This is a genomic window from Streptomyces sp. RLB3-17 (assembly GCF_007113425.2).
In the GTDB taxonomy this organism is placed as follows: Bacteria; Actinomycetota; Actinomycetes; order Streptomycetales; family Streptomycetaceae; genus Streptomyces; species Streptomyces mirabilis_D.
Genome location: NZ_CP041610.2, coordinates 11,971,891 through 11,985,329, shown reverse-complemented (window position 1 = coordinate 11,985,329; position 13,439 = coordinate 11,971,891). Strand labels below are relative to the sequence as shown.

The 13,439-nt window shown below is 70.7% G+C and carries 13 protein-coding genes; 6 read left to right on the top strand and 7 right to left on the bottom strand.

Going from position 1 to position 13,439, the window contains the following annotated elements:
* Positions 1–386: 386 nt before the first annotated feature.
* Genes FNV62_RS54980 through FNV62_RS54220 form a run of 4 tightly spaced genes read right to left on the bottom strand, consistent with a single transcriptional unit; the run spans position 387 to position 6,287 of the window.
* Positions 387–917, bottom strand: a complete 531-nt coding sequence (locus FNV62_RS54980) for a hypothetical protein (RefSeq protein ID WP_205523217.1) — start codon at positions 915–917, stop codon at positions 387–389.
* Positions 914–3,082, bottom strand: coding sequence for a hypothetical protein (locus FNV62_RS54230; RefSeq protein ID WP_144316357.1), 2,169 nt, complete (start codon positions 3,080–3,082; stop codon positions 914–916). The genes FNV62_RS54980 and FNV62_RS54230 overlap by 4 nt, the downstream gene beginning before the upstream one ends.
* The gene (locus tag FNV62_RS54225; RefSeq protein WP_144316356.1) at positions 3,079–4,878 is read right to left on the bottom strand and encodes a hypothetical protein; all 1,800 of its coding nucleotides are present in this window, start codon (positions 4,876–4,878) and stop codon (positions 3,079–3,081) included. The genes FNV62_RS54230 and FNV62_RS54225 overlap by 4 nt, the downstream gene beginning before the upstream one ends.
* A complete protein-coding gene (locus FNV62_RS54220; RefSeq protein ID WP_144316355.1) occupies positions 4,875–6,287 on the bottom strand; it encodes a site-specific integrase in 1,413 nt (470 codons plus the stop codon). The genes FNV62_RS54225 and FNV62_RS54220 overlap by 4 nt, the downstream gene beginning before the upstream one ends.
* 42 nt (positions 6,288–6,329) lie before the next feature.
* Here FNV62_RS54220 and FNV62_RS57425 point away from each other — a divergent pair, with 42 nt between their 5' ends.
* From FNV62_RS57425 to FNV62_RS54215, 3 genes are all read left to right on the top strand, one after another.
* On the top strand, positions 6,330–6,458 hold the full coding sequence (locus FNV62_RS57425) for a hypothetical protein (protein WP_263986816.1): 129 nt from the start codon (positions 6,330–6,332) through the stop codon (positions 6,456–6,458).
* Positions 6,459–6,542: 84 nt separating this feature from the next.
* Complete coding sequence (locus FNV62_RS54975; protein ID WP_205523215.1) at positions 6,543–6,728, top strand: hypothetical protein; 186 nt, start codon at positions 6,543–6,545, stop codon at positions 6,726–6,728.
* A gap of 9 nt (positions 6,729–6,737) precedes the next feature.
* Entirely contained in the window at positions 6,738–7,127 is a 390-nt protein-coding gene (locus FNV62_RS54215) for a hypothetical protein (protein WP_205523213.1), read from the top strand.
* Positions 7,128–7,140: 13 nt separating this feature from the next.
* On the opposite strand, the gene FNV62_RS54210 is transcribed toward FNV62_RS54215, so the two are convergent.
* Positions 7,141–7,719, bottom strand: coding sequence for a hypothetical protein (locus tag FNV62_RS54210; RefSeq protein WP_144316354.1), 579 nt, complete (start codon positions 7,717–7,719; stop codon positions 7,141–7,143).
* Between the two features lie 395 nt (positions 7,720–8,114).
* On the opposite strand from FNV62_RS54210, the gene FNV62_RS54205 reads away from it, so the two are divergent.
* The 3 genes from FNV62_RS54205 (at position 8,115) to FNV62_RS54195 (ending at position 9,968) form a co-directional block, all read left to right on the top strand.
* Complete coding sequence (locus tag FNV62_RS54205) at positions 8,115–8,522, top strand: hypothetical protein (protein WP_205523211.1); 408 nt, start codon at positions 8,115–8,117, stop codon at positions 8,520–8,522.
* A gap of 77 nt (positions 8,523–8,599) precedes the next feature.
* Positions 8,600–8,953 carry a hypothetical protein gene (locus FNV62_RS54200; RefSeq protein WP_144316353.1) on the top strand — a complete coding sequence of 118 codons (354 nt, stop codon included), beginning with the start codon at positions 8,600–8,602 and terminating at the stop codon, positions 8,951–8,953.
* Positions 8,954–9,062: 109 nt separating this feature from the next.
* Positions 9,063–9,968, top strand: a complete 906-nt coding sequence (locus FNV62_RS54195; RefSeq protein WP_144316352.1) for a hypothetical protein — start codon at positions 9,063–9,065, stop codon at positions 9,966–9,968.
* Positions 9,969–10,459: 491 nt separating this feature from the next.
* Here FNV62_RS54195 and FNV62_RS56830 read toward each other — a convergent pair whose 3' ends face one another.
* Together FNV62_RS56830 and FNV62_RS54185 are read right to left on the bottom strand one after the other, a co-directional pair.
* Positions 10,460–11,914 (bottom strand): hypothetical protein, encoded by a 1,455-nt coding sequence (locus FNV62_RS56830; protein WP_225900773.1) that lies wholly within the window; start codon positions 11,912–11,914, stop codon positions 10,460–10,462.
* A 29-nt stretch (positions 11,915–11,943) separates the two neighbouring features.
* Complete coding sequence (locus FNV62_RS54185; protein ID WP_144316351.1) at positions 11,944–13,368, bottom strand: hypothetical protein; 1,425 nt, start codon at positions 13,366–13,368, stop codon at positions 11,944–11,946.
* Positions 13,369–13,439: the final 71 nt, after the last annotated feature.

Sequence of the window (13,439 nt, the reverse complement as noted above, 5' to 3'; positions counted from 1 at the left end):
GAACATGGGGGCACCGGAGTGAAAACCCGTGCTCCGGGAGCCGTTCGGCGAGCTTGGGCCACGGGCGTCACGCACGGTCATTCTCATAAATGTTCCTCTGTGAGAGTTCTGCGAGACCCCCGGAGTGGGTCACGTTTCCGCAGGTCGCTGTTCGCAAAAGTCCTCTCGAAACCCGCACGTTATGCGAGGCACTTCTGAGGGACTTCCCGCATGGATCTCACGCCCGATCAGGCTGCATTGGCGGTAGAGCGTCACAACTGCCCGAACTGTGACGCGCCCGCCGGCCGCGCCTGCCGCACCCGGGGCGGGAATATCGCCGCGAAGCACCACACCCCGCGCTTCGTCCTCGTCCCCACTCGCTGTTCCCCTGGTCCCCACGGCCGGATCTAGGGCTGCGGCGGGCGCCGGCTGGCGAGGTCCGGGACGCCCGTGCGTGCGGCCAGCAACTGTTCCAGGGCCGCGTTGGTCTCCTTGAGCCGGTGGTTCTCGATCTCCAGCACCTGGACGATCCGTGCCAGGAGCTGGGCCTGGGAGCGCAGGTCGTTGCGTTCGGCGCGGACACGCACCAGGTCCTCCTGGTGCTTGCGGCCGCGGGCCTGCGCGGCCTCGGAGACCGGTTCGGGGGCGTGGCCGCGGGCCTTGACCAGGGCGTAGAACAAGTCCTTGAGGCCGGTGTGCTTGTGGGTGAGCTTGTTGCGCCGCAGCCCGGCCTCGATGGCAAGGGACACGATGGTCAGCTTGCCGTCGGAGTGCAGCGGGGCGCCGATCAGCAGGCGCACCATGGCGTCGGTGATGGCCCGGATCTCTGCGGCGGCCTCGGGCCCGCTGTCGGCTGAGGCGTGGGCTAGGGCCTCGCCGACCATCCGGGCTAGGTCCGCCGCGCGGGGCGTGCCGGCGTTGGGGGCGGGGGCGGTCATCGCGGTTCCTGGGTGTCGGCGCCGGACGGGGGCTGTGCTTCGTGGCGGCGGATGATGTTGGTGAGGTGGGCCTTGCGCTGCTGTTCGCGGGTCGCGATGGGGTAGGGGTCGAGACTGGCTTCGGCGTCGGCGTCGATCCGGGCGAGCTCGCTGCGCAGGGCGTCGATCTGGCTGTCGGTGCGGCTGATGTTCGTGCACGTGGGCTGGCAGCGGGAGTGGTCGGGGGTTGCCCGGCTGCCGTCGCGTGCGCGGTGGCGGTCCGGGTTGCACAGCGCGGTGAACGCGTCGTGGTTGCAGGTCAGGAAGGCTTTCGGATCTTCGTAGACCTGGAGGCGGGGGTTGGCGACCAGCGCCCGCAGTTCGCGCTTGCCGAGGTAGGTCCCGGCGTAGCGGGTGGAGAACTCGGCGGCCGCGGCGCGGTAGCGGTCGGCGGCCGGTCCGGTGACCTTCTCGCCGGCCTCGGTGAGTGTCTCGGCCAGGGCCAGGCCCTTCTCCTGGTCCAGGACTTCGAGCATGTCGGCCTTGGAGCGGCCGGCGTACGACTCGGACATGGCGGTGGCCGCGTGGCCGTACTGCACTGCGAGGGCGATCCGGCCGCCGGGCTGGCGGTAGATGAACCAGGCGATGGTGCGGTGGAAGCGGCGTAGCGCCACGGCGCCGTCGGGGTCGGCGGGGATGAGCTCGTGGGTGCGGCCGTGGGCGGCGGCGAGCTGGTTGGCCCAGGCAGTGAAGGCGCGGATGCGTTCCACCGCGGCGTCGGAGGACAGCTGGGTGCGTTTCTCGATCAGGCGCCGGGCGCCGCGGAAGAGGGTGCGGGTGAACAGCAGCTCACCGTCTTCGAGTTGTTCGGCGACGGTGATGGCCCGGGCGACGGGTTCCAGCACGATCCAGGGGTCCGTGCGCAGTTCGCCCTCGGGGATCGCGTTGCCGTCCTCGTCGAGGACGCCTTTGAAGTGCTGGCCTCTCACCTGGTAGCGCACGGTGCCCTCGGCGAGGTCCTTTCGGGTGCAGCAGCCGCGGCGCAGGGCCAGGACCTCTTCGGGTCGCATGCCGGAGAGGTAGGCGCAGCAGATCAGCGCGGCGGTGGACAAGTGCAGCACCAGGGTGTCGACCTCGTCGAAGCCGATCGCCGTCTTCCAGAGCGCGTCGCCGATCCGGCCGCGGATCGGTATGTCGAGGACGGGACCGGGCCCGAAGTGCTCGGGCCGCAACTCGCCCACGATAGAGCTGCGGGCTTGGGCGACCTGGCCCGGGGTAACGCCGAGGACCGCGGCCAGGAAGCTGTTGGCCATCGGCGGTAGCGCGCCGTCGTAGCGGGTGGCCAGGGCGGTGGCCGCCGGGCCGGTGCTGGCGGGCAACTGCCGGCCGGCTGCGATCAGGCCGCGCAGGTGGTTGCGGACAACGTCCACGCCGCCGGGTGTGGCCCGGGCGGGGATGGCGGCGAGCAGCCGACGGTGCTCGTGGGCGGCGGCCAGGATGTCGGCGCCGAAGTCCAGCACCGTGCGCAGCGCCCACACCAGCAGCGGGGACATCACGGCCGGGTGCACGATCGGGATCGCGTTCTCCCCGTCGGGAGCGTCGTCGTTGGTGCCGAGGAAGTCGGACATGACCGCGGCCGGGTCCTCCCACGGCGGCATGACCAGGCGATCGCTGGCGGGCAGGTACGGCGCGTAGGCCCACAGGCGCGAGAGGACGCCCAGGGCTCTCTGGTCGGTGCGCCAGCGACGCCCGGCCGCCCGGCGGTACTCGGCGTACGCCTCCAGGTCCTCGGTGGTGACCTGGGACAGCTCGGTGATGCCGCGGGGAGCGAGCCACACCGCGAAGCGGACCCACTGCTGGAAGTAGTTGCGCAGACTGGACGGCTGAGTCAGAGAGCGCGAGGCCCGCTGCTGGAGCAGTACGGCCGGTGTCGGCACGTGGAGCTCAGCGAAGGCGGCGCGCATCAGGGCGGGACGCAGCACGGCGGGGCACCGGCTCCAGTCGATGACCAGGGGCCGGACCGACTCCTTGCGGTTCATCAGCGACAACCGCCAGACGAGGTCACCGAAGCGCGGCAGCTGCGCGGGGTCAACACCGGGCCGCAGGCGCGCGAAGGGCAGGACGAACGTGTCCGGGCCAGGGTCGATAAGGCCGGGCCCGGCCGGGTCGGTGGATGTGGTGGTCACGGGTCCAGCCTCCGCTCCAGCATGCGGTGGATCAGCTCCCGGTCCCGCTCGATGACGGCGGCGACCAGGCGAGGCCTGCTGTCGGTCGTGGTGTAGGTGGACAGGAAGTCGCCGATGCGGGCGTGATGGTGGGCCCAGTCCGCCGTCCACACCGCGGGCGTCACCGCGGAGCGCAGCGACTCCAGCGCCTGGAGGAGGTAGGCAATGCGAGGCAGGTCCCGGCCGGTGGCCACCGCGTTACGGCAGGCGAAGCACAGCAGGAACGACACCGCGCACGGCGTCCCGGAGACTCCGTGGTCGGAGTGCAGATAGTCGCTGCACGAGGCCACCGGGGTGCGCAGCCGGCCGGCCACGATCCGGCGCGCCACTTCGATGTCGACCTCGGCCGACTTCGCCACCAGCTCCGCGTCCACCTCGTCGTCGCCGTCGACCTGGTCGACCATGCGCATGGCCACCGTCTGCCGGGCGGAGGCGACCGCCTGCGCGAGTCCGGCCTCGACCGCGCCGCGGGAGGCGTCGCGGACATCCTCGTCAAGGAGCTGATAGTCCCGCTCGTGGGTGTCCTGGGTGTTGTTCCGCGCCCGGCCGTGATGCGCCTGGGCGCTGTGCCGCAGGGCCTGGCCGTTCACCCGCGCCGGCAGCACTACACCGTCCTCCCGGGCACCCTGCTGCCACCGCCGGATCGCGTCCGTCAGGACGTTGCCGGTGGCGAAGTCGCGCAGCGCCTCGCCGCCGCCCAGGCCGCGGTGGCCGACCAGCAGCTTGCTGGTCGGGCGGCCGAGCAGCTCCAAGGTCGTCCGCGCGGGCCCGGTCATCTCCAGGACGTGCCGCAGCGCCCGGCCGCTGGAGCCTTCGCCCGCGTCGACGAGGGTGTTGCTGGCATACCGGCGCCGGCCGCGCCGGGCCTTGTCCGTCTCCACCTGGTGCACCGCCGGGTCCTCACGGTCCGCATTCGGCCACCACGCGGGCACGTCCATCTTCTTGAGCACCGACAGATTCCACGCCTCGTGCACGATCAGCAGCACGGCCGCGGCCCCGACCTCACGCACCGTCGGGAACAGTCGGGTCAGCGAGGCCGCGTTGCCCTCGAAGCCGAACGTGCGCTCCACGTGCGCCGTCACCGACCGGTCGTTGCTGCTGTGGTAGCGCGGCAGGTCCCCGGTGCGGGCCAGCACATCCAGCAGCTCGCCGACCCCCCACTCGCCGTCGCCGCAATCGATACGGCCCGCCCGCCACCGCTGAAGCACCGCGGTGTTCGCCGCGATCCGCAGCCGTCCGGCGCGTACCGTCGCGGCGGCCGCGTCCCGGATCGTCTTCAACTCCTGGCGGGTGTGCGCCTGTTTCCGGCGCCGCCCGCGCCGTGCGGGCGGTCGGCGCCGCGGCGTCTCCAGGAACGCCCGGGTCGCCCCGGGCACGCCGGGCGCCCGCCGCACGACGGCGGCCAGGACCCGCCGGACGTGGATGCCGCCGGTCCACTGCTTCCACCACTCCACCGTGACCTGCGAGGTCGAGGTGATGGGCGGCTCGGCCGCCGCCGCGTCCTTGAAGAACAGCTTCAGCGTCCCGACGTTCGAGCCGTAGGTGGCCGCGCTGTCCCAGCCCCGGCCCTGCGCCGCCAGTGCGGCCACCAGCGCCCGACGGAAGTCCACCGGCCCCGGGCTGCCGCGGAAATCCCAGACCCCCAGCGGCGCCCCGGCGCCGCTGACCGGCCGCACCACCAGCCCGTCGGCGTCCAGCACCGGCGCCTTGCGGTAGTCGGCCGACGGCAGCGCCGCCCGCCGCCCCCGGCCGCTCACGCCGCGTCCAGGATCAGACCGGTGCGCGCCGACAGCTCCGCGATCCTCCCCGCGTCGACCGGGTTCTCCTCGTCGCCCAGCAGCGACTCCAACTGCAGTCCGCGCACCGGCTCCAGGTACACATCCCTCGTCACCTGCTCACTGCGGTGCCCGAGCAGGTCCTTGACCATCAGCCAGACCTGCCCGTACACCTCCTCGTAGTGCAGGCGCTGGGCCGGCGTCAGCCCGAGCCGACGGTCCAGCGCGTTGTGCAGCGAGATCAGCATCCGCAGGGCCATGGAGTGCCGGAGCATCTTCGGCGTGGCGAACACCTCAAAACCCAGGGCGGCGCACCGGTCGCTGGCCCGCTCGAACACCTTCGTCCAGCTCGTGTACTGAAGCGGCAGCCCGGTCTCCGACAGCCACAGCATCGCCGGCTCCAGGCCGTCCTCGCCATCGACGAACAGCCGCATCCGCTCCGCGGCTGTCAGCCTCCCCAGCGCGCTCTCGCCCGCCCGGCCACCCCGGTCCGTCCAGCGCACCCGTCCGGCGCGGGTGACCTCCCGCACGACCCGCAGGCCGGGCAGCCGTTCATAGACGCCGCGCGCCTGAGCGCGGGCCACCGCCAGGGCACGCGTGCTCACCCGGTAGCCCTCGATGCGCTGGAGCGCCGGGTGACCGACGTAGAAGGTGTAGCCGGCGCGCTTGGCCACGGCCTGGCCGACCTTGCCCGCGTAGTAGTTCCGCTGGCCCAACACCGGGAGTTCGAAGGTCAGCAGGGTTCCGCCTTCGCGGCGCCGCAGGCCGCTGGAGTACAGCAGGTCGGCGTACGCCGTGTCCCGGCCGGCGCACCGGCCGCGCCACCTGTCGTCCTCCAGACGGCTGGGCAGCATCCCGCCGAGCCCGACGTTCCGCCACAGCCGGAAGGCCCGCGGGGAGAGCCATTTCACGTCCGAGGTCTTCACGTCCGACGGAGGCGGCAGCGTCACCGGGTTCGCCGGTACGAAGCCGCGCTTGGCCGCGATGTCGTACAGCAGCTTCAGCGCAGCCAGCTCCTTGGCCCAGGTCCCGCCGCCGACCGGCACCGGGTTCTCCGCTCGCCGCCGACGCCAGTCCTCCCAGTCCTCGACGTCGTCCTCCGTCGCCTGGTCCCAGTTCAGCCCGCGCTGCCACAGGAAGGTGAAGAACAGCCGGTACAGCGGGGCGTACGTGACCTGAGTCCCCTGCGCCTTCGCCGAGAACGCCGACCGCCGGAAGCACTCGCTCAGCCGGGGATCAACCCGGCCCTCCGGCGAGACGAGGATCGGCTGCCGCTCGCGCAACCCGAGCGCGCGTTCCCGCTCTGTCAGGTCTGCCCACCCCGCCGCCCGACCATCGTCGGACGGTGTATCCCCGTCACCGACCCAGAACAGCCGCCACTCGTCCGCCACTTCGCCCCCTCAGCCGCAACACGACATGAGGCAACACAGCGTATGTCCACAGAACGCCGCTTCGTATTCCGGCTCGGCCGAACCCGCCGTGAGCGGGAGGAGATCGAGCTCGGCATCCCCGCCTCTCGGCCCTACCCCAAGCAGCCCGACCCCGAGCCGACAGCGACCTGAGCGAAAACCCCGTCGTCACCGCCCGCCTCGGACTGCATGCCGTCCTGCGCACCCAGCCCCACTCCCCGACTCACTGGAGCTGACATGCCTTCGCGTACCGCCAACCGCCCGCCCAGCACACCCGATCTGACCTCTTACGATCTCCTCGCACCTCAGCTGTCCGGCGGAAAGGACAGCGCGGTCATGATGGCCGTGTTCATGGAAGCCGCCCAGGCCGCCGACGTGGACGACCGGGTCATCTCGTACCACGCCAGCCTCGGTGTGCTGTAGTGGCCGCCCGTGGTCTTCGACGGCATCCGCTACCCGGGGGTGTCCGAGCTCGCCGCGCTGCAGAGCACCGCCTTCGGTGTACCGGCCGACCGGCACGCCGAGGTCACCCGCACGATGCCAGGCCCGGACGGCACCCGGATGCCGCACAGCCTGCTGACCGAGATAGCGGCATACGGGCGTTTCCCCCGCATTGGCAGCCCGTACTGCCGCAAGGCTGCGAAGGAGAGCGTGGTCTCCAGCGCCTGGACGCCGATGGTCAGCCGCCTGAAGCGCGAGCTCGGCCGGCCGGTGCGGATCCTGAAGGTCATGGGCATACGCAGCGACGAGGGACCCGACCGCAAGAAGCGCTCCGAGCAATTGGTTGAGCTATCCGACCGCCCGCCAGGACGCTCCTGCTGAAGGTGAGTTCCAACTATCCTTCCGGTGGGCGCCTCGCCTGGTTAACGTAACGCGCGGTCTGCCTCGCTAGACCTCTCTTTAGTCGTCGACGCCGCTTCCGGTGGCGGGACAAGAGGGCGTTGACTGTCTCGGGGGCCATATCCCTGGCGTCAGCGGCAAATTCTTCGAGCACTCGCATGAAATAGATTTCCGTGGTGCCCATCAACTCTCGTTCCCGTTCAACGAAAGGCGCCAGGGCCTCCCACACCTTGATGACACGTTGATGGACAAACGCGACCGCTTCTTCGTCCAGGATGCCAGCGAGCCGCAGCAGGGCGAAATTCTGATAGAAGTACGCGATGTCGTAGACTGCTTCTCGGGCTTCGCCAGGAAGACCCGATATTCCGCGTTGAGGGTCAAATTCTCTTAGCAGACTCTCAGTCACGAAAGCGTGGTGGTCGTGAAATGCGGCAGATCGGAACACTGCTATGGAATCGACATACGCCGGAAGGTAGTTCGCCCGACGCATTAAAGTAGCCTGAACGAACGCCAGGTACGTCGAGCTGGCGAACGCGAGAACGGAAAGCCCGATGGCGAAGATGTTGAGAAGCATCGTGCAGCATCCAATCTCACGCGCCGTCAAAAGTCCGCAGTATCGCCAACTAGCCGGCCTCCCTTTCACGTTCTGGCTGGTAATCCTTGACGCCCTGACCACATCCATCGTGCTGGAGAACGTCGAACTGCGCCAGGATGCGTGAGCTCCATGAGCGAGAGCCAACAGCCCGTGTGGTTCCGAGACCTGATTGGTTCGGTGATCCATCCGCTGACCAAGGGCTGGCGTCGGGCCATAGCCACGATCACGGCGAGTCATCGCGATCAGGAGGATTCGACGCGGTTGAGTATTGCTCGCCGCCAGCAGCCCGCCTTCCGCACCGTCCAGAGCAACAGTGCCCGCGTCGTGGACGAGTGGCTGCCCGTCAAGGAATGGTCCACCGCCGCCGTCAAGGAATGGCACCTCACCGCACCGGTGCCGTACAGCTGGACGTACGACTCCGTGCCCGGCGCCGTCGACTGGTCCGGGACCTCCCGGTGCTCCTACTCACTGTGTGTCTTCGCCTCCCGCACGACGTGCTGCTCTCGGTTGGCCGGCGGCCGCGGCTGGCCGACCTGTACGCCGAGGTCGAGCAGCTGCGTGGCGACAGCTTCCGCGCGGACTGGCGCATCACCGACCTGATCCGCCACGCCAACACCTGCGGGGCACCCGACCCCGGCGTCGTCTGCCCGGACGATGGGCCGGACTTCACCGCCCTGCAGGAGCAGGTCCGGGAGAGGCTGAAGAAGGACCCCCGCAAGGAACCCGAGATGGCCCGGCGCAGCGGGCGCGCACTGTGCGACGGCTGCACCGACCACAACTGATACCCGCGTGTGCCGGGCCGGGTCCGGACGGACCCGGCCCGGCACACGTCCCCTTACAGTGGATGAAGGAGATGACCATGGACACCAATCCCACCGCCCTGCTTCTCGACCTCGCCGCCAGTGCCCAGGACCTGAGTGACCGGGACGCACTGCAGGACCTTCTCGCCAGGGGCCACCGCGCCTGGTGCGAGGGCGTCGCCGACGTTCAGTCCGGCATCCGCCAGGAGGCCGCGAACCTGTCCGACGTCCAGCTCGCCGAGCGGTGCGCTGCCGTGGGTACGCCGTGGGAGCAGGGGATGACACGCGGCGAGGCGGTCTCCGCGCTCGCGTTCACGACCTGGGAGGCCGCGCCGGCCGCCATCGCCTACACGGAGCTGGAAGAACGCGCCGCGCTCTTCGGTGTCTGCCTTCTTGGCGAGGAACATCTGTAGCCGGTCTCGTGCTGGGCTGGACACGAACCCACCAACTTTGGCATTATCGAACCTGTCGCGCTCGACCGGGCGCCGGCACCGCCTTACCGATCCTTCCAAAGGGGTTTCGATGTCTCCCGCCGAGCGGCTCGTGGACACCGCGCAGATCGTGTCCGAGTTCGGCACGAGCAAGCCCCGGATCAGCGAGTGGAGCAACGACCCGGACAGCGGTTTCCCTGCGGTCGCGCACACGGAGGGCCGCAAGCGGTTCTGGCGCCACGACGAGGTCGCGGCGTTCTTCGCCAAGCGCGCCCCGAAGAAGCGCACGCTGCCGGCCGCGGTACTCGAGGCCGACCAGGACGAGCTGCTGACCAAGCGGGAAGTGGCCAAGCTTCTCGGCTACACCCGCACCTCCACCATCGACGCCTACTTCCGCGACCGGCCCGGGTACTTCCCCGAGCCCGACGAGGACGTCGACGGCCCGATGTGGCGCCGCGGCACGATCGTCGCCTGGGCCAGCAACCGGCCCGGCAAGGGCCGGCGCAGCTCCGCCCCGGCTACCGCGCTGCCCGCAGTGCCCGTCGACGGGGACCCCGACGAGCTGCTCGGTACGGCCGAGGTCGCGAGTCTGTTCGGCTACGGAAGCGTCGCTTCGTTCTCCAGCGCCCTCTACCAGGGGCGCATCCCCGAACTGCCCGAGCCGGAGACCCTGGAGAGGGAGGAAGGCAGCCGCGGCGGAGCCCGCAAGAAGTGGCGCCGGGCCACCGTTGTCGCCGCCGCGCGCAAGCGCGGTGTGCTGCCGGCCGCCGACCAGGACGAGAACGAGGACCTGGTCGGTGCCGCCGAAGCGGCCCAGATCCTCGGATACGGCAACGCCGACAGCTTCATCAGCGCACTCGGGCACGGGCTCCTGCCCGATCTCGAGCAGCCCGACGGGTTCGAATACCGCCGCGGCAGCGCCGGCCGACCGCGCCAGCAGCGCTGGAGACGCTCCCGCCTCGAGGAGCTGGCCGCCCGCCGGTCCTCGACGCCCTGACTGCAACACCGAACCGCGTCACACGCGGGATACCGTAAGACCGCGGCCTCTGGTTGAAGGGATCGACGAACTCCCGGCGGGCCAGACGCCGCACGATGGCCGGTATGGAGAGGCCAGCCACCTCTCCGCCGCGAAGCCGCACGGCTTCGCGGCACCGGCCATCGCCGTTTCCTGAACGCTCCCGCGGAGGCCACCTCGAGCTCCTCTCCAGGTTCCGTAGCCCCTCTTTCCGTTCCAAGGCGCTGGCCGGAGAGACAACGCAGGAAGGCTCGCGGCCGGGCTTCCCAGGTACCCCGGCTATCTGGGGCGGCGCGACGGCCTGTGTCCCGCCTCAGCTGCCGGGCTGGGGGCCTTACCCCCGTGGTTCCCGGACGCGGTGACGGACCCGGTGCTGTCTCCTTCTGCCCGCCCTGCCCGAACGGCGGCGCGCGTACCCCGGGTCAGCAGTCTGCGGAAGTCCGCCCAGACTTCGTACGCTGTGTAGCCGAACATCACTTGGCGCCTCCGGGGTTGGCGGGAACCAGCAGGCCGTCGCCCGGCCACAGGGCGCACCCGGCTTCCGCCCAGGCCAGTTGCCTGCCGACCTCGACCAGGACCTTGATGCGTTCGGCGGGCCCGTACGCCTGATGCCGCCCGGCCGCCGGGTCGTAGACCCGTACCTCGCTGTACGGGCCGGAGCACACCAGGGCACGGGCGATGTCCGGCAGGCCCAGGCTGAGGGCATCGCATTCACCGTCCTGGATGAGCTGGAGCAAATCCGCGGTGACCGCCTCCCAGTCACCGACCTCCGGCCAGCGCGTACCGCCGTCCAGTTCGTGGGTGAGCGTGGCAAGCGGCACGATCTCGCCTGGCCGGCGGCCGCGGGTGAGGAGGTCGTAGATGCGGGCGCCGTCGGGCTGCCGGACACGGGGGTGCAGCAGGGAGGCTGCGGCTACGAGTGAGGTGTTGATCTCCTGGGCTGCGGCCGGGTAGTAGGCCTCGTGCGCGAAGAGCAGGTACACCTCGCCGGTGGGCTGCTCGGAACCGTCCTGGGGCATGTTCGTTTCCTCCTTCGTCGGCGGGACGGGGGTCGTGTGCTCGGCTGAGGGCTGGGGCCGCCGGCGGGGCCCGGGCGGATAGGGACCCAGCGGAGGCTGCCCGCCGAACCGGTCATGCCGGGCAGCCGCCGCGTCGCCCTGCGTGGGCGTGACGATCTGGCGGGTCTGGACGGCGAGTTGCAGCATGAGGCGCTCCCGGGCGATGAGCTCGCTGGAGGCCGAGCGGGTGTCGTGGCGCTGGAGCAGGTCTGCGGCGTCGAACAGCTGGTGGTGGCCGATCTCGACGGCGCGCCGCACCTCGTAGCGGTCGCTGCTGACGGCGGCGGCCTGGACGAGGCCGGTGTGCAGAGCGGTGAGGCGCTGCAGGTAGCGGCAGGCGGCTTCGTCCTCGACGATCCGGGCGTTCTCGCCGGCGCGGGTATCGAGCCGGTCAGGCAGGTGCTCCACGAGCAGCGGGGCTAGGGCGGCCGCCGGCAGCACGATACTGAAGGGGACGCCGTGCATGGGCGCAAGGACGGCGACCACCAGGGTGAGGGCCGTGACGACGGCCGTGGCCGGCCGTACGGTCACTTTGCCGAGGCGGATCCGGTGTGCCGGTCGTCTGGCCAGCCAGCGCAGGCTGATGCGCTGGGACCGGGTCGCGATCGGGGTGAACACGGCGATCCGGTGTGGCTGTTCGGGCAGGCTGCCGTCGGCCGGGACCGTCCAGTCGATCCACCCCCATCCCGTCCGTTCACGGATCAGGACGGGCTCGCAGCCGGCCGCGCAATTGGAGCCGCAGCAGACGTGCCCGCCGCGCACGGCGCGTGAGCGTTCGGCCTCCCACCGGTCCGGGGCGAGGGTGAAGGGGCGCCGGTGCTGCGCGGCCGCGGTCGGCGTTGGTGGTGGTGTGCGGAGCGTGTCCGTCACGGGCTGCTTCCTTTCTTCCAGTGGGTCGGTCAGGCGGAGGCGCACGTCCTGCAGCGGCCGTCGCCGTCGGGGTGGGCCCGCCGGGGAGTCGGGCCCGGGCAGGTGCGGCACAGCGGCCAGCCCAGGCAGGCCGGGCAGAGGTCTTCACCGGGGGCGGTTGCGGGCACCCCGCAGCCGGCGCACTCGACGAGGGCCCGGTAGGTCAGGGCCTCGGGCACGCTGCGGGCTGCGGCCCCCATCGATGACCGTTCCGTTGTCGCCGACGCGTACGGCTCGTCCCACGCGGGCGCATCGTGGTGGTCTGCTGCGGTGGCGGGCGGCGGGTAGGCCTGGGCGGCGCGGAGCCGGGCGGCGATGATCGCGCCGACCGAGGTGCGCACCGGGTGCGGCAGGGGTCGGTCGGTGATGACGTGGCGCAGCTGCGCAGCACTCCAGCCGGCGTCCATCATCACGGTTGCCACGCGGCCCTGATCGGTCAGCGGCTTCCCGGTCAGCAGGAGTTCAGGACGGCTCGCCCCGATCTCGAGCAGCAGCCGGATCCCCGGGTGCATCTCGTCTGCCGGGGGCGGCGGCGCCGGGGACGCTGTCGCGTCCAGGGGGTCCGTCCTTCCGTTCGTGTGCGCGGCGTCGCCGCGGTCACACGGACGGAGGGGGTTGGTCTTCTGCTTGTTGGTCTTCTTAACGATGGTGTTCTTAGTGCCGGGATCAGCCAACACTGGCTCAGCCAATCCTGGATAACCCGACTCTGGTTGTGAGCTGGGGTTTTGCAGGGCGGGCAGGTCGGTGATGAAGTACAGCGCCTGCCCGAGCGTGCCGTCGGCGTTGCGGGCGCGGTCGCGCAGCAGGAATCCGTGCTTGTCCAGCTCCTCCAGGCCAGTTGTCACCGCGTCTACGCGTTCGCGGCCGTGTCGGGCCAGGTTGGCGACGGTGATCTGCCAGCCGTCCCGGTGGGTGCTGATGTGGCCGAAGAGCCCCTTCGCCTTGAAGGAGATCCGGGTGTCGCGGAACAGCGCGTTGGCGATCTGTGTGAACTGATCTCCCGCCATCACGCCGCGGCGGATCCCCGCGCCGAACCCGGCGTCGCTGCCAGGCTCGAGGAAGGCGGGTGCCGATGCCGGGTCGATCAGCGGAACGTCCGGGGCGGCGGGGTGGTCGGTGATGCTGTAGACGATCTCTCCGAGGGTGCCGTTCGGGCGGCGCGCGCGATCGCGGACGAGGTAGCCGCACTTCTCCAGCTCGTTCAGCCCTGCCCGCACCGCGTCTCGTCCATCGGGGCCCAAGGCAACCAGGGCAGCAATGGTCACCAGCCAGCCGTTTCTGTGCGTGCTGATGTAGCCGAAGATTCCCTTCGCCCGGTACGAGATCCGGCTGTCGCGGAACAACCCGTTGGCGACCTGGGTGAACTGATCAGCCGCCATCACGCCCCGGCGGACCCCGGCCCCGAAGCCGCTCATCGCGCTGCCCCTGACGCAGGCAGTGCGCGGTGGCCACGGCAGCGCACCGTGCCCACCAGCCTGAGGCGGCC